The sequence below is a fragment of the Cellulomonas xylanilytica genome (assembly GCF_007989805.1).
GTDB classification, from domain to species: domain Bacteria; phylum Actinomycetota; class Actinomycetes; order Actinomycetales; family Cellulomonadaceae; genus Cellulomonas; species Cellulomonas xylanilytica.
On record NZ_BJUB01000010.1, the window covers coordinates 50449 to 73877 of the forward strand.

A 23429-nucleotide genomic window follows, 5' to 3' on the forward strand; every position below is an offset into this window, starting at 1 on the left:
CTTATGCAGCCGGCTCAGGACTAGGCTGACGACCCGGCTCGGGGCCGAGCATCGTCGGCCGGCAGGCGAACCAGCCGGACACGAGCAGCAGCCCGACGAGACCCAGCAGCACGAGCAGCGGCTCGCGCCAGGAGCCCGTCGCGACGTGCAGGACCCCGATGCCGACCGGCCCGACGACCGCGAGCGCGTACCCGAGGCCCTGCACCATGCCGGACAGCGCGACGGCGATCGCGGGCGTGCGCGACCGCAGCCCGATGAGCGCGAGCATGATCGGGAACGTCCCAGGACCGATGCCGAGCAGGACCATCCACAGCGCCGTGCCCTGCGCGGGCGAGAGCATCAGGCCGAGGAGCCCGGCGGTCCAGCACGCGGCGAACCCGACCACCAGCGGGTAGGGGTTGCGCATCCGGGCGGCGAGCACCGGGGACAGGATCGACGCCGGCAGGCCGAGGATCGCGAAGACCGCCAGCCACCGGCCGCCGACCTCGGCACCGAGCCCCGCGTCGGCCAGGATCTGCGGCAGCCACGCGAACAGCACGTAGGTGCAGGTGGTGTTGGCGAAGAACGTGAGGACCAGCGCCCAGGCCAGCCGCGACCGCCAGACCAGCCGGCTCTCGGCCGCCCCCGCGCGGACCAGGACCGCGGGCCGCTCGCTGCGCGGTGCGCGGCGCACGAGGTCCCGCAGGTGCGAGCGTGCCGACACGGATTGGGCCACGACGACCACCCACGGCACGACGGCCGCGAACCCGAGCACGGCCCACATCCCGACCGACCACCGCCAGCCGACGGCCTGCGCCACGGGCAGCGCGACGAGCGGCGGGACGGCGGTGCTGACGGACATCGCGACCGAGTACGACGCCGTGACGGTACCGATGCGGTCCGGGAAGTAGCGCTTCACCAGCGGGGGCAGCAGGACGTTGCCCATCCCGAGACCGCCGAGCGCGATGACCGACCAGCCGAGGAACGCCGGCGCGCTGTCTGCCAGCGCGCGCAGCAGCTCCCCGGACATCGACAGCAGCAGGGCGAGGATCATCGTCGGCTCGAGGCCGAGCCGGCGTGCGACCGGGGTGGCCAGCGAGCCGAACAGCGCGAACGAGGCGACGGGCACGGTGCCCAGCAGGCCCACCTGCGTCGCGCTCATCGCGAAGTCCTGCCGGACCACCTCGATGATCGGCGAGACCGCCGCCACGGCGATGCGCAGGTTGAGGCCGACGAGGACGATGCCGGCCAGCACGATGAGGCGGCCCCGCCAGGGGGCCGGCGGCGGCATGAGGGACGGCACGACTGACACTCCTGATCCGGGCGGGCGCGGCGGCCGGAATCATCCGCCCCGGGGTCTGGCGTGTGCCCGACCGCCGGTGTTGACTGCACGACCAGACGTCGATTCCTCGGAACGGAGCCTAACCGGATGGCGCGACGGACCGGACTGATCGACACCGCGGTCGACGAGCTCCGCGGACGCATCGAGACCGAGCAGTGGCCCGTGGGGACGCGGATCCCGCCCGAGCCCGCGCTGGTGGACCTGCTGGGCGTGGGCCGCAACACCGTCCGCGAGGCCGTGCAGTCGCTGGTCCACGCCGGGCTGCTCGAGCGGCGGCAGGGATCGGGCACCTACGTGCTGTCCCGCTCCGAGCTGGCCGTGACCATGGGCCGCCAGATCGCCGACGCCCGCCAGCGCGACGTCGTCGAGGTCCGCCGCGCGCTCGAGGTCGAGGCCGCCCGGCTCGCCGCCCGCCGCCGCACCGCCTCCGACGCCGCCGCGCTGCTCCAGCGTCGCGACGAGCGGGCGGCCGCCTACCGCGCCGGCGACCTCGACGCGATGGTCGGCACCGACCTCGACCTGCACCGCGCGATCGTCCGCGCGACCGCCAACCCGCTCCTGGTCACCCTCTACGAGAACCTGCTCGACGCCATCGGCGAGAACATCCGGTTCAACTTCGTCACCGACGCGCACGGCCACGACGCGCACGACATCCTGGTCGAGGCGATCGTCGCCGGCGACGACGGCAAGGCGGCCGACGAGACCACTCGATACCTGTCCGCACTGCTGGGTGAGTGACCGACGGCTGGTAGTGTCGTGCACCGCATCGACCCCCGGGTCGGTGAGCGGCCCGCGTAGCTCAGTGGATAGAGCGTCTGCCTCCGGAGCAGAAGGTCGAAGGTTCGAGTCCTTTCGCGGGCACCAGCTCCACCGCAGGGAACCCCTGCCTCAGCTCACGCCTCGACGGCCTCGTGCCGCTTCTGCCGGGCGAACCGCGCGGGCAGGTCGTGGCCGTCCCACACCTGGACCGCCCGCCAGATCGACGCCGCGATCGGCACGGCGAGGACCGCTCCCGTGAGGCCGGCCAGCACGGTCCCCGCGGTCAGCGCGAACAGGATGACCAGCGGGTGCAGACGCAGCGTCCGCCCCATGACGATGGGCTGCAGGAAGTCGCCCTCGAGCTGGTTCACCACGACGACGATCGCGACCACGATCAGCGCCTCGACGGGCCCGACCGCGACGAGGGCGACCAGCGCGGCGAGGATGCCGGCGACCGTCGCGCCCACGAGCGGGATGAAGGCCAGCAGGAACACGAGCACCGACAGCGGGATCACCAGCGGGACCCCGACGATCGCGAGCCCGATGCCGATGAAGACGGCGTCCACGGCCGCGACGATCGCGGTGCCCCGGATGTAGCCGCCCAGCGTGCGGACGGTCGTGTCCCCGATGCGCTTGCCGCGCTGGTAGCGGTGGCCCTCGAACGGCCGGAGCAGGAACTCCCAGATCTGCGGACCGTCCTTGAGGAAGAAGAACAGCACCACGATCATGATGAAGAAGCCGGCGACGAAGTCGACCGTCTGCGACACCCCGGCGATCGCGCCCGAGCCGACCGCGTCCGACTGCAGCAGGCCGGTGACGGAGTCCCGGACCGACTGGATCTGCTCCTCGGTGATGTCGAACGGCAGTCCCTCGACGTAGGCCTGGAGCTCGTCGAACCCGTCCAGGGCCTGGTCGCGCAGCTGGCTCCACTGGTTCACCACGGCCGCGACCACCAGCCAGAGGATGAGCGCCAGGAGCGCGACGAGCGTGACCAGCGCGATCCAGGTGGCCGCCAGCGACGGCATGCCCTTGCGACGCAGGAACGACACGAGCGGCGAGATCGCGGCAGCCAGCACGAGCGCGATGAGCACCGGGATGACCACGAGGGTCAGCTGGGTGACCACGAGGACGAACACCGCGACGACGGCCAGGACCGCGAGGATCTGCAGCGACCGCGTGCCCGCACGCCCGAAGCCGTCGGACCACAGCGACGAGGTACCCCGGGTCGAGGCGGGTGGCTCGTCGCGCGGAGGCGCCACCTCCCGGGACCGCGGGACCTGCGCTGACCTGCGAGAGAACGGACCCATGAGGCTCCCCCCAACGTGCACTGCCTACGGCTGCCGGAGCCCACGAACGTACAGGGAGTCACCGCCCCCCGCGCGCTGCGACGGGTCTCGCGCGTGCGGCCGGGTGTCGGCTCAGCGGTGGTGCGGAGGAACCTCGTACAGCGCGTGCTCCGTGTGCTGCAGGACGTTGGCGACGAGCGCCGCGACGTGCTCGTCGGGCTGGCTGTAGTAGATGGTGGTGCCGTCGCGGCGGGCGGTGACCAGCCGCCCGGACCGCAGCTTGGCCAGGTGCTGCGAGACGGCTGCGGACGGTCGCCCGAGCGTCTCGGCGATGGACGTCACCGACATCTCGGAGCCGTCGAGCATGGTCAGGATCGCCAGGCGCGTGCGGTCGGCGAGCAGCCGGAGCACCTCGACCGCGTGCTCGAGCTCCGCCTGGGCCGGCACCGCGGTGTGCTGTTCGGTCACGGCGATCATGATGGCACCACAGCCGTCTCGACCGCGGCCGTGCCGCGCGTCGCATCGTCTCTCGGCCACCAGAGGGACGCCGTCGCAGTCGCGACCCCGGCGACGACGGCCAGGGCGATCGCGGCGGCCGTGAGGTCGGCGCTCCCCAGCCAGCCCGCCACCGGGTAGGTGAGCAGCCAGCAGGCGTGGGACAGCGAGAACTGCGCCGCGAACGCGGCGGGCAGGTCCTCGCGCGGGACGGCCCTGCGGATGATGCGTCCGACGGGGGTCTCCGTCGCGGACCACCCCGCCCCGACGACCAGCCACAGGGCGGCCACCGTCAGGATGCCGACCAGCGGCGTGGAGGCCGCGATCGCGAGCGGCACCGCCGCGGTCGCCGCCGTGAGCAGCGACGCGCCGGTGAGCATGACCCGGCGCTCGGGCACCCGCCGCAGCAGGCCCGGCAGGAGCACGGCGGCGCCGATCGACCCCGCGCCGACCGCGGCGAGCAGCAGGGCGACGACGCCCTCCCCCTGGGCGAAGGTCGCGCGGGCGATGACGACGGTCTGGACGAGGACGAGGGCGCCGGCCGCGGCGACGGCCAGGTTGAGCGCCAGGACCGGGCGCAGCGCACGCGTGCGGACGAGCAGCGTCACGCCGTGGCGCGCGCGCTGCCCGAAGGGCAGCTGCGGTGGCGGGTCGTCGCTGCGGGCAGCGCCTCGGCGGGGCAGCGCGACCGAGAGCACGAGCAGCGCCGAACCGGCGAACCCCAGAGCGGTGCCGACGAACAACGACGAGGACGGCACGACCACGAGCAGTACGGCGGCGAGCATCGGGGACAGGACGGACTCGAGGTCGTACGCCAGCCGCGACAACGACAGCGCGGCGGTGTAGTCCTCCTCGTCGGTCAGCACGTCGGGGATGACGGACTGGAACGTCGGGGTGAAGGTCGCGGACGCCGCCTGCAGCACGAAGATCAGGAGGTACACCTGCCAGATCTCCCCGACGAACGGCAGGCTCAGCGCCACCGCCGTGCGCAGGAGGTCCGAGCCGACGAGGACACGTCGGCGCGGGAGCCGGGCGACCAGGGCCGCAGCCAGCGGTGCGACGACGACGTAGGCGACCATCTTGATCGCGAGAGCGGTGCCCAGCACGCTGCCCGCCTGCTCCCCCGCGAGGTCGTAGGCGAGCAGACCGAGGGCGACGGTCGCCAGCCCGGTTCCGGCCAGGGCGATCACCTGCGCGGCGAAGAGGCGCCGGTAGACCGGGTGAGCCAGGGCACGGAGCACCGAATCAGTATGTGCATATCTGCGTGCTCACGCAAACATGCATCCATGGCGCGGTCAGGGATACACCGGCCCGCCGGGCAGACCGAACGTCTCCTCGAGCGTGGTCAGCCCGGCGCTCCGCATGTGCCCGGCCAGCTCCCGGCCCACGTACCGGAGGTGCCAGCCCTCCGCCGCGTACCCCGTGACCGCGCTGTTCTCCGGGGTGTACCGCACGAGGAAGCCGAAGTCCTGGGCGTGCGCCGCCACCCAGAGCCCGGCCGGTGTGGTGGCGAAGCACGGGAGGAAGTCGCACGACGGGTCCGTGAGGTCCCCGACGTCGACGGCCAGGCCGGTCTGGTGCTCGCTGTGCCCGGGCCGGGCGGACACCTGCTCCGCCTCGGCCACCCCGTGGTGGCCGACCATGCTGTCGAAGATCTCGCGCTGGGAGGCGTAGGACCGGAAGCCGCTGAGCACGGTCAGCTGCACACCGGCCGTCGACGCCGCGGCGAGCATCGCGACCGCGTCGTCGTGCACGACCGTCCGCACCCTCTCGTCGCCGAGGCCGACCAGGTCGGCCGGCTCGAAGTCGAGGGGCGCGACGGGTCGGCTCTTGTTCACCACCACCCACGTGCTCGACGGGTCCTCGGTCGACTGCCCTGCCAGGTCGATCGCGGGCACGAGGGGTGTCGGCGTGGCGGTCACGGGCGGCGCAGGCGCCGCGGGTGTCGGCGGCGGGCTGGACGTGCCGGTGGTCGGCGCGACGGCGACCGCCCGCGACGTCGTGCCGGTCACGGCCCACGGGCGCAGGACCGCACCGCCGGCCAGGACCCCGAGGACGCCGGCGACGACCACGACCGTCGTCACGTGCGATCGCCGCGGCCTGCGCTGACGGCTCTCCCGCATCTGGCGACCTTAGGCGCTCGTGCACCGGCGCGCCGGGGGGCGGCGCACGGCGGCTGCGGAGCGCTGTCGAGCCACCCGTCCCGCCCGCGCACCCGGCCGAGGCTGTGGAACAACCGCACCGGCCAGGCCGGGATCACGCTCGTCGCGCTTCCTCCGGGCGCTACGGCTGGGTGACGCTCGCCGCGGTGAGCGTGACGGCGCCGTTCACCGACACCGCGCGTCCGGCGAGCGTCGAGGAGCGGCCCAGGACGATGTCCCCCGAGGACAGCAGGACACCGCGGACGGCGGCGCCGTCGCCGACGCTCGTCGTCGAGGTGCTGACGAAGAACACCCGGTCGGGCGAGGCGCCGTTGGCCAGCACGACCCTCGCGTTCTGGCCGAACGTCAGCGAGCTGCCCTGGACGACGAAGAGCGCGGACGAGTCGCCCCGCGCATCGAGCGTCAGCGTGCCCGAGACGGCGACCGGTCCGGTGCGGCGGTACACACCCGGGGTCAGAGCACCGGTCACGGTCGCGGGCGCCGTCGCGGTGGCGGTCCGGGTGCGGGCGCCCTCGTACAGGGCGAGCGCGTCGACGCGCGCGTTGCGCGCGGCCGCGGTGTCCCGGTCGGTGCTGCCGGTGACGTCCCACGGCCAGAACCCCGTGACGGAGGTGCCCGGGCTCACGGCGACGCTGCCGCCGACAGAGCTGCCGATGCCGAGGAGCGCGACGTTCGCGATCCTCGTGGACGCCAGGACCGCGTACGACGAGACCCGCCCGAGCGCGAGCGTCGGCCAGGTGCCGACCGTGAAGGAGTTGCCGCTCATCGCCGTCCTGGCCGAGAACGCGGCGGACGCGCGTTCGGCGGGCAGCAGCATCCCGCCGCCGACGAGCGCGACGGCGGTCACCAGGGCGGCGCCCCGCGTCAGCGCCGGCCCACCGGCGCCCCCGTGGAGCGAGCCCGTCGGACGGTCGTCGGGACGCTGCCGCCGCGGCCACGACCACGCCGCGACCCACACGGCCGCCACCGTGAGCGCGAGCCAGCCGGCGAGCGGGGCGAGCTGTCCGGTGCGGAGCCACGTGCTGGGCAGGCCGACCCACCGGACGAGGAGCCGGCCCTGACCGGTGATGTCGTCGCGCGTGAGGGCGGCGCTGTCGGGGTCGGCGTTCGCGTCGCCCTGCGTGACCCACTCGCCCTTGCTCTGGCCGGGCTCCACGATGCGGTGCACGACCAGGCGCTCCTGGCCGTCGGGAGCCGTGGAACGGAACTGCACGACCGCACCGAGCGGGACCGGCGAGGTCTCCGGGAGCGCTGTCGTGAGCACGACGTCACCCGGGCTGATGACGGGGCGCATGGACCCCGTCTGGACGACGGACCCGCCCCAGCCGAACCCGAGCGGTACCACCGCGATGGCGGTCAGCGCGGCGAGCAGCGCGAGATAGCTCTGCGCGACGGTGCCGAGGGCCCACGCGGCCCAGCCGTCCTGCGCGAGGACGGCTGGGCGCGTGCGGGTGCGCTGCTGTGCGCGTGCGGTGCCGGGTGCCGGGGACGGAGGGAGCGCCGGTGTGCGGTCCCCCGTCGTCGTCACGGGGCCGTGGGCTCCGTGCTCTGCAGCTCCCAGACCAGGTCCATGGTGACCTGGGCGCCCTGGAGGGCGTCGATCTGCGCCTGGGTCAGGCCCGTGGTGTCGAACGTCCACGTGCCGCGGTAGGTGCGCGACTCGCCGGGCGTCCCGGTGGTCTTCCAGACGCCGCCACCGGTGGCGTAGTCGAAGTTGACCTGCGAGAGCGTCGTCAGCGACTGCGCGGGAAGCGCCCCGGCCGCCGGCGTGAAGCCGGTGCAGTCGTCGAACGAGCCGCCCGTGCCCTGCTCGACGCGGAAGCGGATCCGGTCGGCGAGCGCCGAGCCGGAGGTGCGCAGGTTCTGGGCGTAGGAGCGGACCTCGCCCGGGACGGTCGAGCCGGAGGTCACGACGAGGCACTTCTCGCCGGTCTGGCCGGGGACGAGGCCGGTCACCGTGAAGCCGGCACGGCCCTGGTCGTCGTCGGTCAGCAGCACCTGACCGGTGCTCCACGAGTTGCCCGCGTTGCGGGTGGTCGCGGTGAAGGCAGCCGTCGAGCTCTGCCAGACGAGCGCCCCGGCGGCGAGGATCGCCACGGGTGCCGCGGCCAGTGCGGTGGCGCGACGGAACGTACGGGATGGTGCCATGCGAGTGATGCCCCCTGAGTCATGGGGACGCGATGCACGCCCCCCGGTCGTGTCGCGGGAAACGCTAAGCGAGCGCTTTCCGAGCGCGCTAGTACCCTTCATGTGACCTAGGCAACTGGGAGGTCGCGCTGCAGGTCGCGACCCCGTCGGCGGACCGATTTGTGAGCGAGGTCACACGCAGGACGGCGCCAGCAGGGGCGGACCGGCTCGCTCACTGCGTCGCGGCGAGGAACTCCCGGATCTCGGTGACGGTCTCGTCGGGGGCGTCGAGATAGATCAGGTGGGCGCCGTCCAGCAGGACGACCCGGCTGTCCGGGTGCTCGCTGGAGACGGCCTCGTGGACCTCCACCCAGTCGGGCATGCTGAACTCCTCCGCGAGCGCGACCGAGTCCTCGGCCAGCACCATCAGCGTGGGGATCGCGGCATCGAAGCGGTGACCCGTCAGCGCGAGGTCGTTGCGCACCGCCCAGCTCCCCTCGTCGTCGAGCAGGCGCAGGTCCAGCCGCGTGTTGTCCAGCAGCCAGTCGCGGTCCTGCTCCGCCTCGTCGAGCAGCGGGTTGGCGGGCAGCAGGCTCGAGTCGTCGCCGTTGACCCACCGGTCCACCCGCACGAGCCCGACGAACCGCGCCACCGTCATCGCGGGGTGGAGCCCTCCGTCCGCCGAGACGTCGCCCTCGTAGTCCTCCGGGGCCTGCTGACCCGGCGAGGTGCTGTCCAGTCCCACGAACCCGGCGACCTCGTCGGGGTAGAGCTCGGCGAACTCGAGCGCGTAGAGACCCCCGAGGGAGTGCGCCACCAGCACGTACGGGCCCTCGACGCCCGCGCCGTGCAGAGCGGCGTGGATCTCGGTGGCCACGTTCACGTTCGTCCGGTCCTTCGCCGTCGTGCCGGAGAAGCCGTAGCCCAGGTAGTCGACGGTGGCGATGTTGACGTCCTGCGCGAGGGGCTCCCAGACGCTCTCCAGCTCGTAGTACGCGCTGCCGAGGCCCATGCCGGCCAGGAACACCAGCGTGGGCTCACCGGGGTGGTCCGCGCGGGAGTAGACGTGCATCCTGGCGCCGTCGTCGTCCACCTCCACCAGCTCCCCCGGGACCTCGAGCCGGGCGAGGCCCACGGCGTTGGCCGCCTGGTTGACGCCCGTGAGGACGAGCAGCAGCGCGAGCACAGCCGCGAGCACGCCGACGACCGTGCGGAGCAGGCGGCGGGCCCACCTCCGTCGACGCGTCGGTCGTGGCACCGCGGGAGCGACGACAGGTTCGGTCATGGCTGCAGACTCGCAGGTGGGAGGCCATCACCGCACCGGACGCCACGGGATGGCACCCCGCCTCGTCACCGCGCGCGTGGGCGCAGGACCGTCGGCGCGTGCGGCAGCGCGATGGACGCCGCGGCGGCAGCGCTGTGCACCCCCATCCGCTCGCGCACGTGCTCCAGGTGCTTGCGGACCGTCGAGACCGCCACGACGAGGCGCGCGGCGATCTCGGCGTGACTGAGTCCCGAACCCACCAGGGCGAGCACCTCCCACTCGCGGCTCGTCAGCTCGGGGACACCGGCGCGGCGACGCTCGGCGTCGAGCCAGATCTCCTGCACGTGCGGCCGCAGCAGTGCGACCACCTGACGGTCCCGCTCGTCGAAACCGGGCCACTCGCGCCGGGCGAGGAGGACCCTGCGGACCACGCCGGGCGCAGCCGGCAGGGACAGGATCATGTGCGTCCGGATGTCGCCGAACCACCGTCGCCGCGCGTCGTCCTCGTCCGCGGTGGCGACGAAGTCGGTGGTGGTCACGATGCTGGTGAGGTCCCCGGTGCGCTGCGGGTAGCTGCACAGCGGGTGGGTCCACCACTCGCTGAACCAGCCGTCGGGCTCGTCGTACTCCGTCTCGGTCGTGGACCAGTGCTCGCCCGCGTCGAGGACCACCTGCTCGTGGTCCCAGCGCAGCTGGCCGGGCGCATAGCTCGTGTAGGTGACGAGCGTGTCGCGGCCCAGCAGGTCAGCGAGCCCGTCGAGCAGCGCCCACGGCAGGTCGGGGCCCGGCTCGTCGTGGTACGCGTCCGCGATGAGGCGGACGAGCGCGTCGCCGTCCCCCGCGTGCAGCTGGCCGATGGGATCCACCAGCTCCTCCCCCCGCTCGGGCCCCGCCCTCCTTCGACGGTAGACCCGCACCCGTGCCCGAGACATACGCCCGGATGCGAATGTTCGCGCCGTGCCCGGGCGGGCAGCGTGTGGCGTCGAGGGACCGGAGGACCGATCCCGAGGACGCGAGGAGATGACGACGATGAAGGCATCGGGGCGAGCGACGGCGGGGGCGGGAGCGGTGGTGGTCCTGGCGTGCATGACGTTCGGCGGAGAGGGTTCCTGGGGTGCCGCTCAGCCGAGCCGGCCCACGAGCGCGGTCGTGTCGGCCGCGTCCCCCTCCACGTGCGGCGAGCCCGGGACCGGCACAGCCGTCCCGGGGAAGGCCGGGCCAGGACGGCACGTGCCAGGGACGATGCGGGCCGTGTGACGTTGCGAGCGTCTTGCCGGAACCTCGTCGCCCTGCGACCTCGTCGCCCGGCCGTGGGCGACGAGGTCCGGATCCCTCAGACCGACGGGACCGGCTTGCGGGCGCGGACGACGGCGCCGTGCATGCCGTCCGCCACCTGGTGCGTGAAGGTGACGTCCGCGTCGGCGAACCCGGCGTCGGCGAGGCCCGCGAGGTACTCGGAGCGGGACAGGGCACCCGCGATGCAGCCGACGTAGGAGCCGCGCTCCGCACGCTGGTCGGCGGTCAGGTGGTCTTCCGCCACGACGTCGGAGATGCCGACGCGGCCGCCCGCGGCGAGCACCCGGAACACCTCGGCCAGGACGGCCGGCTTGTCCGGGGAGAGGTTCACGACGCAGTTGGAGATGACCACGTCGACCGAGCCGTCGTCGAACGGCAGCTCCTCGATGGTGCCCTTGCGGAACTCGACGTTGGTGGCGCCGGCCCTCGTCGCGTTGGCGCGGGCGAGCTCGAGCATCTCGTCGGTCATGTCCACGCCGTAGGCGAAGCCGGTGGGTCCGACGCGCCGGGCGGACAGGAGCACGTCGATCCCGCCGCCCGAGCCGAGGTCGAGCACGCGCTCGCCCGGCGCGAGCTCCGCGACGGTCAGGGGGTTGCCGCAGCCGAGCGACGCGGTGACCGCCTCGACGGGCAGGTCGGCGACGTCGGTCGCGTCGTAGAGCGCCTGACCGAAGCTCTCGTCGGCCGGGCCGCACGACCCGCCGCAGCACCCCTCACCTGCCGGTTGTACCGCTGCGAGGGCGTAGCGCTGGCGGACCTGCTCGCGGACGTCATCCATGATGTCTCCTCCGATATTGATGCTTGTCGATGCGTACAGGCCGACTCTGCATCAGGACATTCACGCCTGTCAATATCGACATCCGTCAATCTCCGCGGCATACTCGCCACATGCCTCTCGACCTCCTGCCCGTCTCCGCCCCGGCCACGTGCTGCACGCCCGCCGCCAGCCCGGCGATCAGCGAGCAGGACGCCGTGCAGCTCGCCCGCACGCTCAAGGCGCTGGCCGACCCCGCACGGCTGCGGCTGCTGTCCCTCATCGCCGCCCAGGACGGCGCGGAGGCGTGCGTCTGCGACCTCATCGAGCCGGTCGGGCTGAGCCAGCCGACGGTGTCCCACCACCTGAAGGTGCTCACCGACGCCGGCCTGGTCACCCGGGAGAAGCGGGGCGTCTGGGCCTGGTTCGCGCTCGTGCCCGGCGCGCTCGAGCAGGTGACGTCCCACCTGGGCGCCCACCTCACGGGCAGGCCCGCATGACGGTCCGCGTCAGCCCGCTCACGGCCGAGCACTGGCCCGAGGTCGAGCGCATCTACGCCGCCGGGATCGCGACCGGGCACGCCACCTTCGAGGCGGCGCCGCCGACCTGGGACGCGTTCGACGCCGGCAAGGTGCGCGAGCACCGGTTCGTCGCCCTCGACGACGACGGCCGGGTCCTCGGCTGGGCAGCGGCCTCCCCCGTGTCCGACCGCTGCGCGTACGCCGGGGTGATCGAGCACTCCGTGTACGTCGACCCGGCGGCGCACGGGCGTGGCGTCGCCAGGACCCTCCTCGACGCGCTGCTCGGGTCGGCGGCCGCCGGCGGGGTCTGGACCGTGCAGGCCGGCATCTTCCCGGAGAACTCGGCGAGCATCGCGCTGCACAGCGCCGCCGGGTTCCGGGTCGTCGGCACGCGCGAGCGGCTCGGCCGGATGACCTACGGGCCCCTCGCCGGTCGGTGGCGAGACGTCGTCCTCATGGAACGACGCCTCGACACCGACGGCTGAGACCGGCCCTCAGGCCTCGTCGAGCCGCACCCGCAGCGAGTCGTCGAGCACGAGGTCCAGCGCGCCGAGGGACTCGTCGAGCTGCGCGACCGAGTGCGCGCCGACGATCGGGATGACCGGGGTGGGCCCGCCGAGCAGCCACGCGAGCGCGACCTGGTTGGGGGTGGCCCCGAGGTCGCGCGCGACCTCGTGCAGCACCTCGACCCGGCGGCGGCTGCTCGGGTGGTCGGCGCCGCCGAACAGCGGCTTGTCCGCGCGCGTGTACGCACCCTGGTGCAGCGGCGAGTACACGGTCACGGCGAGCGGCGGCCGGCCGTCCACCCCCGTGGACGCCGCGTAGTCGAGCATCCCGCCCGTGACCCAGTTGGACCGGAACGGCGTCGGGCTCGGGTAGACGTAGCCACCCTGCTGCTGGACGACGCCGTACGGCTCGACGCCCAGGCGAGCCGCCGTCTCGCGCGCCTCGACGACCCGCCAGGTGGTGACGTTCGAGATCCCCGGCACCCCGACGACCCCGTCCACCACGAGCTTGCCGAAGGCGCCGACGGTCTCCTCGAGCGCGGTGTCGCGGTCGTCGACGTGCCCGTAGAGGACGTCGAGCCGGTCCACGCCCAGGTGGCGGAGGCTCGTCGCCGCCTCGCGGTGGATGGTCTCGGCGGCCAGGCCCTGGTAGTTGGTCGGCGGGGTGCCCGACAGCGGCAGCGCCGGGTCCTTCTTGGCGGCACCGCACTTGGTCGCGATGCGGACCTGGTCGCGCAGCCCGCGCGACGCCAGCCAGGCGCCGATGACGTCCTCGCTCTCGTGGCCGTGGCCACCCGCGTCCCAGGCGTTGTAGTTGTTCGCGGTGTCCAGGAACGTGCCCCCGGCGTCGACGAAGCGGTCGAGGACCTCGAAGGCCGTCTCACGCGGGGTGTGCGTGCCGAAGTGCATGGTGCCCAGGCACAGGACGCTGACGTCCGTGGAGGTGGGCCCGGACCCGATGGTGCGCTGCTGCATGGTGCTCTCCTCGTTCGGTGACGGGATCGACGCTAGGCGGGCAGCGGTCCGGGAGTACGGTCCATTCCTGTGGCAGACGACCAGACCAATCGGTGGGTGGGAGACGCGCTCGTCACGATCGAGGGCGGGCAGCCGGCCCACGTCGCGCTCGAGCGCTCCCTGCGTGCGGCCGTCCGCGAGGGACGCCTCCGCCCGGGCGACCCGCTGCCTCCGAGCAGGGCGCTGGCGCGCGACCTGGGCGTCTCGCGCTGGGTGGTGACGCAGGCGTACGGAGCTCTCGTGGCCGAGGGTGCGCTGGACGCCCGCACGGGCGCCGGCACGCGCGTCGCCGCCACGTCGTGGCCCACGCTCACCGCTCCGCGCGAACCCGACCACCCCGCCCAGCCCCGGCCCCGGTTCGACCTCGGGCCGGGCGTCCCGGACCTGCGCCACCTGCCGAGGACCGCCTGGGTCGGGGCGGTGCGCACGGCCGTGTCCTCCGCGTCGCCCGGTGACCTGGTCACACCGGACCCGCGCGGGGTGCCCGCCCTGCGGCACGCGCTCGCCGACCGGCTGGCCGTCACGCGTGCGGTGCTCGTCGACGCGGACGCGGTCGTCGTGACGCACGGTGCTGCGGACGGCATGACGCGGCTCGCGAGGTCACTGCACGCCGCGGGCCACGACCACGTGCTCGTCGAGGACCCCAGCTGGCCGCGGCTGCGCGACGTCGCCGCCGCCGCCGGCTTGCAACCCGTCCCCGTGCCGGTCGACGCGGACGGCGTGGACGTCGGTGCGCTCGTGGCCGCGGCGGACCGCACCGGGGCGCGCGCCGCGCTCGTCACTCCGTCGCACCAGTTCCCGGTCGGCGCCGCGCTGGCACCCGCGCGGCGTGAGGCGCTCGTGCGGTGGGCGCGGTCCGTGGACGGGGTGGTGGTCGAGGACGACTACGACGCCGAGTTCCGCTACGACCGCCGGCCGGTCGCTGCCCTGCGCGCGCTCGCTCCCGACCGCGTCGCGCTGCTGGGCTCGCTGAGCAAGACGCTCGCGCCCGGGTTCGGCGTGGGGTGGCTGGTCCCGCCCGACGACGTCCCTGCCGCCCGTGCCGGTCTGGACGTCCACGCGGGAGCTCCGCCGTCGCTGCACCAGCTCGCCTGCGCCGCGCTGCTGTCCGGTGGCGCCTACGACCGGCACCTCAGGTCGGCGCGCACGCGATACCGACGGCGACGGGCGGCGCTGCTCGTGGCGCTCGAGCGGCACCTCCCGGGACTCCCCGTGACGGGACTGGCCGCCGGGCTGCACGTCGTGCTGGCGCTGCCGCCGGGTGTCGACGAGCACCGGGTGGCCCGGCTGGCCGCCCGGCGCGACGTGCGCGTGGTGCCCGCGAGCCGCTACCGGATCGGCGCAGCGACGGCTGCCTCCGCGCTCGTCGTCGGGTACGGCAACCTGGTCGACGCCCGGCTGGACGAGGCGGTGGCCCGGCTCGCCGGCGCCGTCACCGAGGCGGCCTAGCCGCCGAGCGACGCGCCCTCGACCGCGGCGTTCGGCTGCGGATCGGGCAGCCGACGCATCCGGAAGCCGTTGACCAGCCCGACGACGCCCGCGAGCAACGGGACCAGGAGCGCGATCTGCAGCGCGCGCGGCCGGACCTCGGTGTTGATGCGCAGGATCTCGGCCTGCACCTCGGGCGGCTGACCCGCCAACGTCTCCTCCAGGGCCGTGTTGCTCATCAGCTCGGCGTCGTCCTCGAGCGCGGTGGCTACCTGCGCCTGCTCCTGCGCCGAGAGCACCGTGCTGGCGTCGGCCTGGGAGGTGAACCCGAGAGACAGCGCCGCGAGCATGATGCCGCCGGCGAAGGCGAGCCCGAACGACAGGCCGAACGAGCCGGCGGCGGAGTTGACCCCGGCGGCCTCGCTGACGCGTTCCTCGGTGATCGGCGACAGCGTGTAGTTGTTCAGCTGCGAGACCAGCAGGCCGAGACCGGAGCCGACGACGAGCAGCGGGAGCACGAGGTACCACCCGGACGTCGCGCGCGGGACGACGGGGAGGAGCACCAGGACACCGAGGACGACCAGCGCGAAGCCCACCAGCACGATCGTGGCCGGCCGGCGCCGACCGGAGCGCTTGCCGGCGAGCAGGGCCATCGCGAACATGCTGAGCGACAGCGGCGCCAGGGACAGCCCGGCGGCCATCGCGTCGTACTCGAGCACCATCTGCAGGAAGATCGGCAGCGTGATCATCGCGGCGCCGAGGGTGATCTGCTGGAGCGTCTGCTGGGACACCCCGACACGGAACAGCGGGAGCCGGAACAGGTCGGGGTCGAGCAGCACGGGCCTGCCCTGACGCTTGCGGCGCAGGAGCCACCACACGAGGGCCGCGAGCGCGACGCCACCGACGGCGATCAGCGCGCCGACCGCCTCGCCGCCCTCCTGCCACACGAGGATCGCGAGCACGATCCCGCCCATGGCCAGCGCGGACAGCCCGGCCCCGACCACGTCGATCGAGCGGTCCCCCGTGAACCGGACGTCCTTGACCAGCCGGATGCCGCTGAGCACCACGAGGATGATCAGCGCCTCGAGCCCGAAGGCCACCCGCCACGACAGGTACGTCGTGATGAACCCGCCGAGCAGCGGACCGACCGCTGCGGCGATCGACGCGGACGCACCGACCAGCGCGTAGACCTTCACCTGGGCGCCGCCGCTGAAGTTGCCGTGGATCAGCGACTGCATGGACGGCAGGAGGAGCGACGCGCCCAGGCCGCCGACGATCGCCCAGAAGATGATCACGGCGGTCAGGCTCTGGGCGAGCATCATGGCGACGGCGCCGGTGGCGTAGGCGAGCAGCCCCAGGACGTACGCGCGCTTGCGTCCGACGAGGTCCCCCACCTTGCTGCCGATGAGGATGAACGCCGCCGACACCAGGGCCTCGAGCGCGATCGCCGACTGGACGCCGCTGACGGTGGTGTCGAGGTCCGCGACGACCGCCGAGATCGACACGTTCATGAACGAGGTGTCGACGACCAGCACGAACATCGCCATGGCCAGCAGGATGGCCAGGCGCCGGTCGAGCGGCGCCGCGGACGCCGGTCCCGCGGTCATCGTCGTCCCGTCATCTCCGCAGCGTAGGAGCAGACGACGCCCGCGTGGGCGGATTGACCGGTCTTCTTGCTGCACACCCGCCGCCGGCGCGCTCTCGAGCGGCGGATCCGGCGACCTCGGGTGATGCTCGAGAGATGGTCGACGGCTCCACCGATGCCCAGGACACCCCGCGGGTCTGCGTGCTCGCGTCCACGCCGCTGCTGACGGTCACCATCGAGCCGGGGCGCTACCGCGACGACCACCCGGAGCTCCACGTCCACGCCGGTGGTCAGGGCGTGTGGGTGGCGCGGATGGCCGCGTCCCTGGGCGCCGACGTCGTCCTGTGCGGCCCGTTCGGGGGTGAGACCGGCTCCGTGGCCGCGCACCTGGGCGAGTCGGAGCGGCTGCGCGTGCGCCGCACGGACTCCCGGGGCGAGAGCGGCTCGTACGTGCAGGACCGCCGCGAGGGTCACCGAGGCGACGTCGCCACGTCGCCCGCGACGCCGCTCGACCGGCACGAGGTCGACGACCTCTACGGCTCGGTCCTCGTCGAGGGCCTCGAGGCGGACGCGGTGGTGCTGACCGGTCCGGACCCGGACGACGTCGTCCCGGCGGACCTCGTCGGCCGGCTCGCCGTCGACCTGCGTGCGGCGGGCAGGGTCGTCGTGGCCGACCTGTCCGGCGACGCCGCCCGGGCGTTCGCCGAGGCCGACGGCGGCGTGCTCAAGATCAGCCATGAGGAGCTCGTCGACGCCGACCTCGCGCAGGACGACACCCCGGCGGAGCTCGTCCGGGCGGCCCGCCAGCTGCTCGACGCCGGCGCGGCCGCCGTCGTGGTCTCCCGCGCGCAGGACTCGACGCTCGTCGTCACCGCCGAGGAGGTCCTGCACGCCACCGGGCCCGACCTGTCGGTCGTCGACCACCACGGAGCCGGCGACTCGATGACCGCCGGCATCGCCGTCGGCCTGGCCCGCGGGTACCCCATCGAGCGCGCGGTCCGGCTCGGGGTCGCGGCCGGGACGCTGAACGTCACCCGGCACGGCCTGGGCACCGGCCACCGCGACCACGTCGAGCGACTGGCGCACGAGGTGGTCGTCGAACCCTTCACCGACGACGACGAGTGACACCCGACGAGAGGAGCGGTCCGTGCAGGTCCTGGTCACCAACGACGACGGCATCGAGTCGCCCGGCCTGAGCGTGCTGGTCGCGGCTGCCGTCCGTGCCGGCCACAGCGTGTCGGTCGCGGCGCCGGCGCGGGAGTACTCGGGCGCGAGCGCGTCCCTGCACGGGTCGTCGCCCGACGGACGGCTCGTGGTCGAGCACCGGCGTCCCCCGGGTGTCGGCGCCGACGTCCCCTGCGTCGCGGTTGCCGCCGCCCCGGCGCTGATCGCGTACTACGCGGCGTTCGGCGCGTTCGGGCCGCGTCCGGACCTGATCCTGTCGGGCGTCAACCGGGGACAGAACACCGGCCACCTCGTGCTGCACTCGGGGACGGCGGGTGCGGCCCTGGCCGGTGCGCTGCACGGCATCCGGGGCGTCGCCGTCTCGCTCGCGAGCGCCGCGCCGCAGCACTGGGACACCGCGGGAGCCGTGCTGCAGCCGGTGCTGGCCTGGGCGGTCGAGCACGGTCGCACCGACCGGGTGCTCAACCTCAACGTCCCGGACCTTCCGGTGCAGGGGGTGCGCGGGCTGCGGCAGGCACCGCTGGCGCGTCTGGGCGCCGTCCAGGCCAAGGTCGAGGCCAGCGACGGGGCCGTGCGCCTGACCTACGCCGACGTGGAGACGTTCGCCGGTGCGGACGCCACGCCCGACGAGGAGCTCGACCCCGATGCGCCCGGTCCCGACGGCCCGGTGACCGACAGCGTGCTGCTGGCGCACGGCTGGGCGACGCTCACGCAGCTGCGGGCACCGGCCGACGACCCCCTGCCGGACTTCGCCGGGTGGGACGGACCGCCGCCGGTCGCGTAGCCGCGACCGGCGGCGCGCCGATCACCGGGATCAGGCGTTGCCGATCTTCTCGTCGGCCGACTTCTCGACCGACGAGATCTGCTCGTCGTGCTTGCCCCCCGTGGCCGAGGAGGCCGCGTCCGAGGCCTTGTCCAGCCCGGCGTCGCTCGCCTTCTCGCCCTTGTCGCTGTCGAGAGCGTCGGAGGCCTTGCCCTTCAGGTCGTCGATTCCCATGGCACACCACTCATCTGTCGGACCGCTCGCGACCGCCTGCTTCGGCCGCAGTCACGCCCTCCCACTGTCGGGCAGCGGGGAGGCATACGCATCCGGTGCCCCGATTGCCGGACGGAAGCTCCCGGCGCACGCTGGGACTCTCGACGAGGGAGGTTCCCATGACCGACACCGACCCGACCCCCGACGGCGGGAAGACGACGGATCCCGAGGAGCTCGCGCAGACCGGCGGCGTCGGCATCGGCACGGGCGAGCCGTCCACGTTCGAGCCCGAGGAGGACCCGGACGCGGTCGAGGAGCCCTGACGGGCTACTTGATCGGCAGGACGATCTCCTGGCCGTCGATGTCGATGAGCAGCGGCTGCGTCGTCGTCGTGTTCTCCGGGGTGCCGAAGACGGTGGTGTGCGGCAAGAGGTCGGCCGTGCAGACGGCGTCGGCCGGGAGCTCCGCCATGTGGATCCGCACGGAGTTCCCGCTGTGCTGGTCCTCCAGGACCTCGATGCTCTCGCCGACGGGCGGGCACGTCGAGCTGCCCCACATCACGATGGCCAGCCGGTCGCCGTAGTCGAGGTAGACGGCGGCGGGCTCGCCCTCGCTGACCTCGAGCTCCACCAGCTCGGCCTCGGCCTCCGCCTCGACCTCCTCGCCCTCCGCGTCCTGCCCGTCGGCAGGCTCCTCGTCGGCGGACTCCCCGTCGGCGGGCGCGGAGGCGGGCACCAGCGGTACGCCGGCGAAGTTCTCGATCTCGACCGGGGAGGCGCACCCGGTCAGCGCGAGCGCCCCGAGGACCGCCAGAAGTGCGCCGCCGTGCCGAACCCTGTTCTTCATGCTGATCCCCTCGCCCGCTGTGGGCGCTGTCGCCCACGGGCCCCATAGTGCCGTGACCAGGCCCGGGAGTCACCAACTCGGCGCGGGCGCGCCACGATCACGCCGAGCGCACGGCCCGGCGCGGGACGCGGGTCTCGCCCAGCAGCCGCAGCACCGACGTGCCGTACTCGTCGTGGTGCTCGATGCTCACGGACAGCACGCGGCCGATCTGCCGGCGGCGTGCCCAGTCCATGACGTCGTCGACGTCCTCGGCGTCGAGGACCCGCCACTGCTCGCTCTCGCCCCCGCTCGTCCAGAACTCGACGACGTACACGGGCTCGGTGACCACGGTCGACGACCAGTGCGTCAGACCACGTTCGACTCGCACGGCAGGCTCCTTCACGACGGGTGTCCGCCCATCGTGCTCGGCGCGGGTGAACGGCCCGTGACCTCCGCGTGGCAGTGCGGCGGCGCCTCGACGGCAGCGTTCACCCGGTCGTCACCCGGTGTCCGTTCTGTCGGACCCGGGCGACAGGCACGGTGGTAGCCATGACGACCACCGACGACCGGGACGCCGTGCGCGGCGCGTCCCGGCGGCTCCTGCTGCCCATGGCCGGCCACACCGCAGGCAAGCGGTCCCCGGTCACCTGCCACCTCAAGTGCGCCGACGCGTGCTTCCACCCGGTGCCGAACACGAGCGACAACGGGTACTTCCGGGACATCGCGAGCGCGAGCCTGACGCGACGGTCGGTGCTGTGGGGTGCGGTCGCCGCCGGCGGTGCGATCGTCATCGGCGCGGCTGTCGGCGACGCGCAGCCGGCCGCGGCGTGGGGTCGCCCCAAGGGACGGCTGCCCTTCACGCCGATCGCACCCGTGGCCGCGTCCGTCGACGCGTTCGTCGTGCCGGAGGGCTACACGTGGTCGCCGATCATCCGCTGGGGCGACCCGCTGTTCTCGAAGCGCGACGCGTTCGACCCGAGCAGGCAGACCGCGCAGCTGCAGGAGCGCCAGTTCGGCTACAACAACGACTACCTCGACATCATCGAGGGACCGGCCGGGCTCGGCGCCGTGCTCGTCGCCAACCAGGAGTACACGAACGAGAACATCATGTTCCCGCCGGCCGCCACCCCGGAGGAGCTCGACGAGCAGCGCCGGATCGCGATCGCGGCGCACGGCATGGCGGTCGTGCAGCTGTACCGCACGCGCAAGGGCAAGCCCTGGACGTACGCCGTGGGCGCCCCGCTCAACCGGCGGATCACCGGGAACACCCCGTTCACGTTCAGCGGTCCGGCGGCCGGCTCCGCCCTGCTGGCGACCGTCGAGGACCCCACGGGCACGACCGCGCGGGGCACCCTGGGCAACTGCGCCGGCGGCACGACGCCGTGGGGGACCGTCCTGTCGGGCGAGGAGAACTTCAACGGCTACTTCCGCACCGCCGGCACCAGCACCCCCGACCTGCGCTACGGCCTCGCGGACAAGCCGACGGTCCGCGGGTGGGAGTCGGTCGACCCGCGGTTCGACGCGCGGACGCCCGGCTACGAGAACGAGCCCAACCGGTTCGGGTGGATCGTCGAGGTGGACCCGCTGGACCCGCACACCCCGCCGGTCAAGCACACGGCGCTCGGCCGGTTCAAGCACGAGGGCGCCAACGTGGTCATCGGCCGCACGGGCCACGCGGTGGCGTACATGGGCGACGACGAGCGGTTCGACTACCTGTACAAGTTCGTCTCGGCCGACACCTTCCGCCCGGGCGCGAGCCTGCGGGCACGCCGGCACAACAAGACGCTGCTGGCCGCCGGCAGCCTCTACGTGGCGCGGTTCTCCGGGGACTCCCCCGTCGAGGAGATCACCGGCACGGGCGCGCTGCCCTCCGACGGCGCCTTCGACGGCACCGGGGAGTGGATCCCGCTGATGATCGACGGGATCAGCCAGGTGCCGGGGTTCGCGGCCGACGAGGTCGTGGTCAACGTGCGGCTCGCCGCGGACGCGGTGGGCGCCACGAAGATGGACCGGTGCGAGGACGTCGAGCCGCACCCGACGACCGGGCGCGTGTACGTCGTGTGCACCAACAACACCGACCGCGGCAAGGCCGGCAAGGAGGGCGCGACCGAGCAGAACCCGCGCACCGGCAACCGGGACGGCCACGTCATCGAGATCACCGAGGCGGGCGACGACGCCACGGCGACCACCTTCGGCTGGAGCATCCTGCTGCTCTGCGGCGACCCGGCGACGAACACCTCGACCTACTTCGCCGGGTTCCCCGCCGACCAGGTCTCGCCGATCTCCTGCCCGGACAACGTCACGTTCGACTCGGCCGGGAACATGTGGCTCGCGACCGACGGGGCCCCGGGCGCCATCGGTTACTGCGACGGCCTGTTCAAGGTGCCGCTGGAGGGCCCCGAGCGGGGTCGCGTCCAGCAGTTCCTCTCCGTCCCCGCCGAGTCCGAGACGTGCGGGCCGGTGGTCCGGGACACCGACGGGATGGTCTACGTCGCGGTGCAGCACCCCGGCGAGAACGGCACGTGGGCGCAGCAGCACTCCTACTTCCCGGACTACGTGGCGCCGGGCACGCTGGCCGGTGGACGGTGGGGCGGCCCGCGGCCGAGCGTCATCCAGGTCTGGAAGCGCTGACGTCGGGCGAGGCGGCCGTCCGGGGTGCACCCGGGCGGCCGCCTCGCCATGCTGGGCGTGGTCCGTCGAGCCGGGGCGACCTCACGGCTCTGCGCGCCCGACTGACGTGGGCGCGCGTCGGGAGGATCGATGCAGGCAGGCGGGCCGAGGTGGTGGGGCGCAGCCCCGGACGCGGCGCTCACGGCCGCCGGTGCCGTGCTCGCGCTGCTCACGCGCGGCGTCCGGGCCGTGCGGCGCGACGACCGGCCCCTCCACCCGCGGGGCGTGGTCCTGCGCGGGACCCTGCGCACGGGCGTGGACCCGGACGCTCCCGGCGCGGTGCCGGCGTACGACGGACCGGTCGTCGTGCGGGTGTCGCGGTCCGCGGGGCTGCCTCCTCCCCTGCCCGACGTCCACGGGCTCGCGTTCCGCTGGCAGACCGCCGGCCGGACGAACGACGTCCTGCTGTCCTCGACCGGCACGGGACGGATCGGTCGCTTCGTGCTGGCCGCCCGCCGCTCCCCCTGGTCGGGCTCGTTAGGCTCGGTCATGCCGTTCCGCACGGACGACGGACCCGTCGTGCTGGCGGCCCGGCCGGCGCCCGCGAGCGGTCCCCGGCCCGAGCACGTGGTCGACGTCGAGCTGCTGTCCGCCCGGTCCGACGGGCCGTGGCACCGCTGGGGCCGCCTGACGGCGGCCGTCGAGGAGCCGACGGACCCCCGGTTCGACCCCGTCCTGCATGCCCCCGACGGTCTGGGCACGTACCGATGGGCGGCCGTCCTCCGGCTGCCGTCCTACCGTGCGGCCCGCGGACGCGGACTTGACCATCCGTTGAACCGCCCGCGGTAGAGAAGCGCCGGGCGCGCGGCCGATGATGGCGGGACAGGTGCCGAGCCGCGGAGGCAGTCCATGATCCCCCGAGAGACGTCCGCCAGCATCGAGCTGCCCGTCCCGGTGGGTGAGGCCTGGCAGGCGCTGGCGGCAGCAGCCCGCGAGGACGGCACGGGGGCCTGGCACTTCGAGCACGCCGACGTCGTGCTCGACCCCGTCATCACCCCCGGCGAGGCCGCCGGGGGGTCGGCGCGGTGGGGCGAGGTCGACTTCCGCGTCGCGGTGCACCTGGTCCCGCGGGGTGACGGCGGCAGTCTCGTCCTGTTCACCGCCGAGGCAAGCGAGGAGCCGCACGGCGTGCGCTCGACCGCCCACGCGTCGGCGGCGCACCGCAAGGCGCGGCACGATCTGGAGGCCATGGCCGAGGCCGTCGGCAGGCGGGTCACCAACCCCACCGCATGACGGGGCCGGCCGCCCAGGAACG

25 protein-coding genes and 1 tRNA gene are annotated in these 23429 nt (G+C 73.8%); 11 read left to right on the forward strand and 15 right to left on the reverse strand.

The window, feature by feature from the left end; genetic code table 11:
- Nucleotide 1 precedes the first annotated feature (1 nt).
- Nucleotides 2-1282 carry an MFS transporter gene (locus CXY01_RS15575; RefSeq protein WP_246125417.1) on the reverse strand — a complete coding sequence of 427 codons (1281 nt, stop codon included), beginning with the start codon at nt 1280-1282 and terminating at the stop codon, nt 2-4.
- Nucleotides 1283-1408: 126 nt separating this feature from the next.
- On the opposite strand from CXY01_RS15575, the gene CXY01_RS15580 reads away from it, so the two are divergent.
- Nucleotides 1409-2059 carry a FadR/GntR family transcriptional regulator gene (locus CXY01_RS15580; RefSeq protein ID WP_146928818.1) on the forward strand — a complete coding sequence of 217 codons (651 nt, stop codon included), beginning with the start codon at nt 1409-1411 and terminating at the stop codon, nt 2057-2059.
- 50 nt (nt 2060-2109) lie between these two features.
- A tRNA-Arg gene (locus CXY01_RS15585) sits at nt 2110-2185 on the forward strand.
- 29 nt (nt 2186-2214) lie between these two features.
- Here the strand turns inward: CXY01_RS15585 and CXY01_RS15590 are convergent.
- From CXY01_RS15590 to arsM, 9 genes are all read right to left on the reverse strand, one after another.
- Complete coding sequence (locus CXY01_RS15590; RefSeq protein ID WP_146928821.1) at nt 2215-3387, reverse strand: AI-2E family transporter; 1173 nt, start codon at nt 3385-3387, stop codon at nt 2215-2217.
- Nucleotides 3388-3498: 111 nt separating this feature from the next.
- A complete protein-coding gene (locus tag CXY01_RS15595) occupies nt 3499-3843 on the reverse strand; it encodes an ArsR/SmtB family transcription factor (RefSeq protein WP_146928824.1) in 345 nt (114 codons plus the stop codon).
- Nucleotides 3840-5102 carry an MFS transporter gene (locus CXY01_RS15600; protein ID WP_146928827.1) on the reverse strand — a complete coding sequence of 421 codons (1263 nt, stop codon included), beginning with the start codon at nt 5100-5102 and terminating at the stop codon, nt 3840-3842. Before CXY01_RS15600 ends, CXY01_RS15595 begins: the two co-directional genes overlap by 4 nt.
- Before the next feature lie 54 nt (nt 5103-5156).
- On the reverse strand, nt 5157-5945 hold the full coding sequence (locus CXY01_RS15605; RefSeq protein ID WP_186813429.1) for a M15 family metallopeptidase: 789 nt from the start codon (nt 5943-5945) through the stop codon (nt 5157-5159).
- Nucleotides 5946-6144: 199 nt separating this feature from the next.
- Complete coding sequence (locus CXY01_RS15610; RefSeq protein ID WP_146928833.1) at nt 6145-7551, reverse strand: ice-binding family protein; 1407 nt, start codon at nt 7549-7551, stop codon at nt 6145-6147.
- Entirely contained in the window at nt 7548-8171 is a 624-nt protein-coding gene (locus CXY01_RS15615) for a hypothetical protein (protein WP_146928836.1), read from the reverse strand. The genes CXY01_RS15610 and CXY01_RS15615 overlap by 4 nt, the downstream gene beginning before the upstream one ends.
- A gap of 211 nt (nt 8172-8382) precedes the next feature.
- Nucleotides 8383-9435, reverse strand: a complete 1053-nt coding sequence (locus CXY01_RS15620) for an alpha/beta fold hydrolase (RefSeq protein ID WP_146928839.1) — start codon at nt 9433-9435, stop codon at nt 8383-8385.
- A gap of 65 nt (nt 9436-9500) precedes the next feature.
- Entirely contained in the window at nt 9501-10280 is a 780-nt protein-coding gene (locus tag CXY01_RS21230) for a helix-turn-helix transcriptional regulator (RefSeq protein ID WP_246125419.1), read from the reverse strand.
- 467 nt (nt 10281-10747) lie between these two features.
- Nucleotides 10748-11488: an arsenite methyltransferase gene (arsM, locus tag CXY01_RS15630; RefSeq protein WP_146928845.1), complete on the reverse strand. Its 741-nt coding sequence runs from the start codon at nt 11486-11488 to the stop codon at nt 10748-10750.
- 110 nt (nt 11489-11598) lie between these two features.
- On the opposite strand from arsM, the gene CXY01_RS15635 reads away from it, so the two are divergent.
- Complete coding sequence (locus CXY01_RS15635) at nt 11599-11964, forward strand: ArsR/SmtB family transcription factor (protein WP_146928848.1); 366 nt, start codon at nt 11599-11601, stop codon at nt 11962-11964.
- Nucleotides 11961-12470 carry a GNAT family N-acetyltransferase gene (locus CXY01_RS15640; protein ID WP_146928851.1) on the forward strand — a complete coding sequence of 170 codons (510 nt, stop codon included), beginning with the start codon at nt 11961-11963 and terminating at the stop codon, nt 12468-12470. Before CXY01_RS15635 ends, CXY01_RS15640 begins: the two co-directional genes overlap by 4 nt.
- A gap of 9 nt (nt 12471-12479) precedes the next feature.
- On the opposite strand, the gene CXY01_RS15645 is transcribed toward CXY01_RS15640, so the two are convergent.
- Nucleotides 12480-13466 carry an aldo/keto reductase gene (locus CXY01_RS15645; protein ID WP_146928854.1) on the reverse strand — a complete coding sequence of 329 codons (987 nt, stop codon included), beginning with the start codon at nt 13464-13466 and terminating at the stop codon, nt 12480-12482.
- 69 nt (nt 13467-13535) lie between these two features.
- Between CXY01_RS15645 and pdxR the strand changes: the two genes are divergently transcribed.
- Nucleotides 13536-14954, forward strand: coding sequence for a MocR-like pyridoxine biosynthesis transcription factor PdxR (gene pdxR, locus CXY01_RS15650; protein WP_146928857.1), 1419 nt, complete (start codon nt 13536-13538; stop codon nt 14952-14954).
- Here pdxR and CXY01_RS15655 read toward each other — a convergent pair.
- The gene (locus tag CXY01_RS15655; RefSeq protein ID WP_146928860.1) at nt 14951-16540 is read right to left on the reverse strand and encodes an MFS transporter; all 1590 of its coding nucleotides are present in this window, start codon (nt 16538-16540) and stop codon (nt 14951-14953) included. The genes pdxR and CXY01_RS15655 overlap by 4 nt on opposite strands.
- Nucleotides 16541-16674: 134 nt before the next feature.
- On the opposite strand from CXY01_RS15655, the gene CXY01_RS15660 reads away from it, so the two are divergent.
- Both CXY01_RS15660 and surE read left to right on the forward strand, forming a co-directional pair.
- Nucleotides 16675-17643: a 1-phosphofructokinase family hexose kinase gene (locus CXY01_RS15660; RefSeq protein WP_146928863.1), complete on the forward strand. Its 969-nt coding sequence runs from the start codon at nt 16675-16677 to the stop codon at nt 17641-17643.
- A gap of 22 nt (nt 17644-17665) precedes the next feature.
- Nucleotides 17666-18487, forward strand: coding sequence for a 5'/3'-nucleotidase SurE (surE, locus tag CXY01_RS15665; protein WP_146928866.1), 822 nt, complete (start codon nt 17666-17668; stop codon nt 18485-18487).
- 30 nt (nt 18488-18517) lie between these two features.
- Here the strand turns inward: surE and CXY01_RS15670 are convergent, their stop codons facing one another.
- Nucleotides 18518-18700 carry an Rv0909 family putative TA system antitoxin gene (locus CXY01_RS15670; RefSeq protein ID WP_146928869.1) on the reverse strand — a complete coding sequence of 61 codons (183 nt, stop codon included), beginning with the start codon at nt 18698-18700 and terminating at the stop codon, nt 18518-18520.
- Between the two features lie 158 nt (nt 18701-18858).
- Here CXY01_RS15670 and CXY01_RS20910 point away from each other — a divergent pair, with 158 nt between their 5' ends.
- Nucleotides 18859-19002 (forward strand): hypothetical protein, encoded by a 144-nt coding sequence (locus CXY01_RS20910; protein WP_186813430.1) that lies wholly within the window; start codon nt 18859-18861, stop codon nt 19000-19002.
- 4 nt (nt 19003-19006) lie between these two features.
- Here the strand turns inward: CXY01_RS20910 and CXY01_RS15675 are convergent, their stop codons facing one another.
- Nucleotides 19007-19525, reverse strand: a complete 519-nt coding sequence (locus tag CXY01_RS15675) for a hypothetical protein (RefSeq protein ID WP_146928872.1) — start codon at nt 19523-19525, stop codon at nt 19007-19009.
- A gap of 97 nt (nt 19526-19622) precedes the next feature.
- Entirely contained in the window at nt 19623-19892 is a 270-nt protein-coding gene (locus CXY01_RS15680) for a hypothetical protein (protein WP_146928875.1), read from the reverse strand.
- 161 nt (nt 19893-20053) lie between these two features.
- Here CXY01_RS15680 and CXY01_RS15685 point away from each other — a divergent pair, with 161 nt between their 5' ends.
- The 3 genes from CXY01_RS15685 (at nt 20054) to CXY01_RS15695 (ending at nt 23407) form a co-directional block, all read left to right on the forward strand.
- Entirely contained in the window at nt 20054-22135 is a 2082-nt protein-coding gene (locus CXY01_RS15685; protein WP_146928878.1) for a PhoX family protein, read from the forward strand.
- Nucleotides 22136-22264: 129 nt separating this feature from the next.
- Nucleotides 22265-22963: a hypothetical protein gene (locus tag CXY01_RS15690; protein ID WP_146928881.1), complete on the forward strand. Its 699-nt coding sequence runs from the start codon at nt 22265-22267 to the stop codon at nt 22961-22963.
- Nucleotides 22964-23023: 60 nt separating this feature from the next.
- Complete coding sequence (locus tag CXY01_RS15695; RefSeq protein WP_146928885.1) at nt 23024-23407, forward strand: hypothetical protein; 384 nt, start codon at nt 23024-23026, stop codon at nt 23405-23407.
- The last annotated feature ends 22 nt before the right edge of the window (nt 23408-23429 follow it).

What these genes read in the sequence shown, in the direction of transcription:
- CXY01_RS15695 (WP_146928885.1), top strand. Translation starts at nt 23,024, where the DNA reads ATGATCCCCCGAGAGACGTCCGCCAGCATCGAGCTGCCCGTCCCGGTG.
- CXY01_RS15645 (WP_146928854.1), bottom strand. Translation starts at nt 13,466, where the DNA reads ATGCAGCAGCGCACCATCGGGTCCGGGCCCACCTCCACGGACGTCAGC.
- CXY01_RS15670 (WP_146928869.1), bottom strand. Translation starts at nt 18,700, where the DNA reads ATGGGAATCGACGACCTGAAGGGCAAGGCCTCCGACGCTCTCGACAGC.
- CXY01_RS15685 (WP_146928878.1), top strand. Translation starts at nt 20,054, where the DNA reads ATGACGACCACCGACGACCGGGACGCCGTGCGCGGCGCGTCCCGGCGG.
- CXY01_RS15690 (WP_146928881.1), top strand. Translation starts at nt 22,265, where the DNA reads ATGCAGGCAGGCGGGCCGAGGTGGTGGGGCGCAGCCCCGGACGCGGCG.
- CXY01_RS15635 (WP_146928848.1), top strand. Translation starts at nt 11,599, where the DNA reads ATGCCTCTCGACCTCCTGCCCGTCTCCGCCCCGGCCACGTGCTGCACG.
- CXY01_RS15655 (WP_146928860.1), bottom strand. Translation starts at nt 16,540, where the DNA reads ATGACCGCGGGACCGGCGTCCGCGGCGCCGCTCGACCGGCGCCTGGCC.
- CXY01_RS15615 (WP_146928836.1), bottom strand. Translation starts at nt 8,171, where the DNA reads ATGGCACCATCCCGTACGTTCCGTCGCGCCACCGCACTGGCCGCGGCA.
- CXY01_RS15595 (WP_146928824.1), bottom strand. Translation starts at nt 3,843, where the DNA reads ATGATCGCCGTGACCGAACAGCACACCGCGGTGCCGGCCCAGGCGGAG.
- CXY01_RS15620 (WP_146928839.1), bottom strand. Translation starts at nt 9,435, where the DNA reads ATGACCGAACCTGTCGTCGCTCCCGCGGTGCCACGACCGACGCGTCGA.
- CXY01_RS15580 (WP_146928818.1), top strand. Translation starts at nt 1,409, where the DNA reads ATGGCGCGACGGACCGGACTGATCGACACCGCGGTCGACGAGCTCCGC.
- CXY01_RS15675 (WP_146928872.1), bottom strand. Translation starts at nt 19,525, where the DNA reads ATGAAGAACAGGGTTCGGCACGGCGGCGCACTTCTGGCGGTCCTCGGG.
- arsM (WP_146928845.1), bottom strand. Translation starts at nt 11,488, where the DNA reads ATGGATGACGTCCGCGAGCAGGTCCGCCAGCGCTACGCCCTCGCAGCG.
- CXY01_RS20910 (WP_186813430.1), top strand. Translation starts at nt 18,859, where the DNA reads ATGACCGACACCGACCCGACCCCCGACGGCGGGAAGACGACGGATCCC.
- CXY01_RS15640 (WP_146928851.1), top strand. Translation starts at nt 11,961, where the DNA reads ATGACGGTCCGCGTCAGCCCGCTCACGGCCGAGCACTGGCCCGAGGTC.
- CXY01_RS15590 (WP_146928821.1), bottom strand. Translation starts at nt 3,387, where the DNA reads ATGGGTCCGTTCTCTCGCAGGTCAGCGCAGGTCCCGCGGTCCCGGGAG.
- CXY01_RS15660 (WP_146928863.1), top strand. Translation starts at nt 16,675, where the DNA reads ATGGTCGACGGCTCCACCGATGCCCAGGACACCCCGCGGGTCTGCGTG.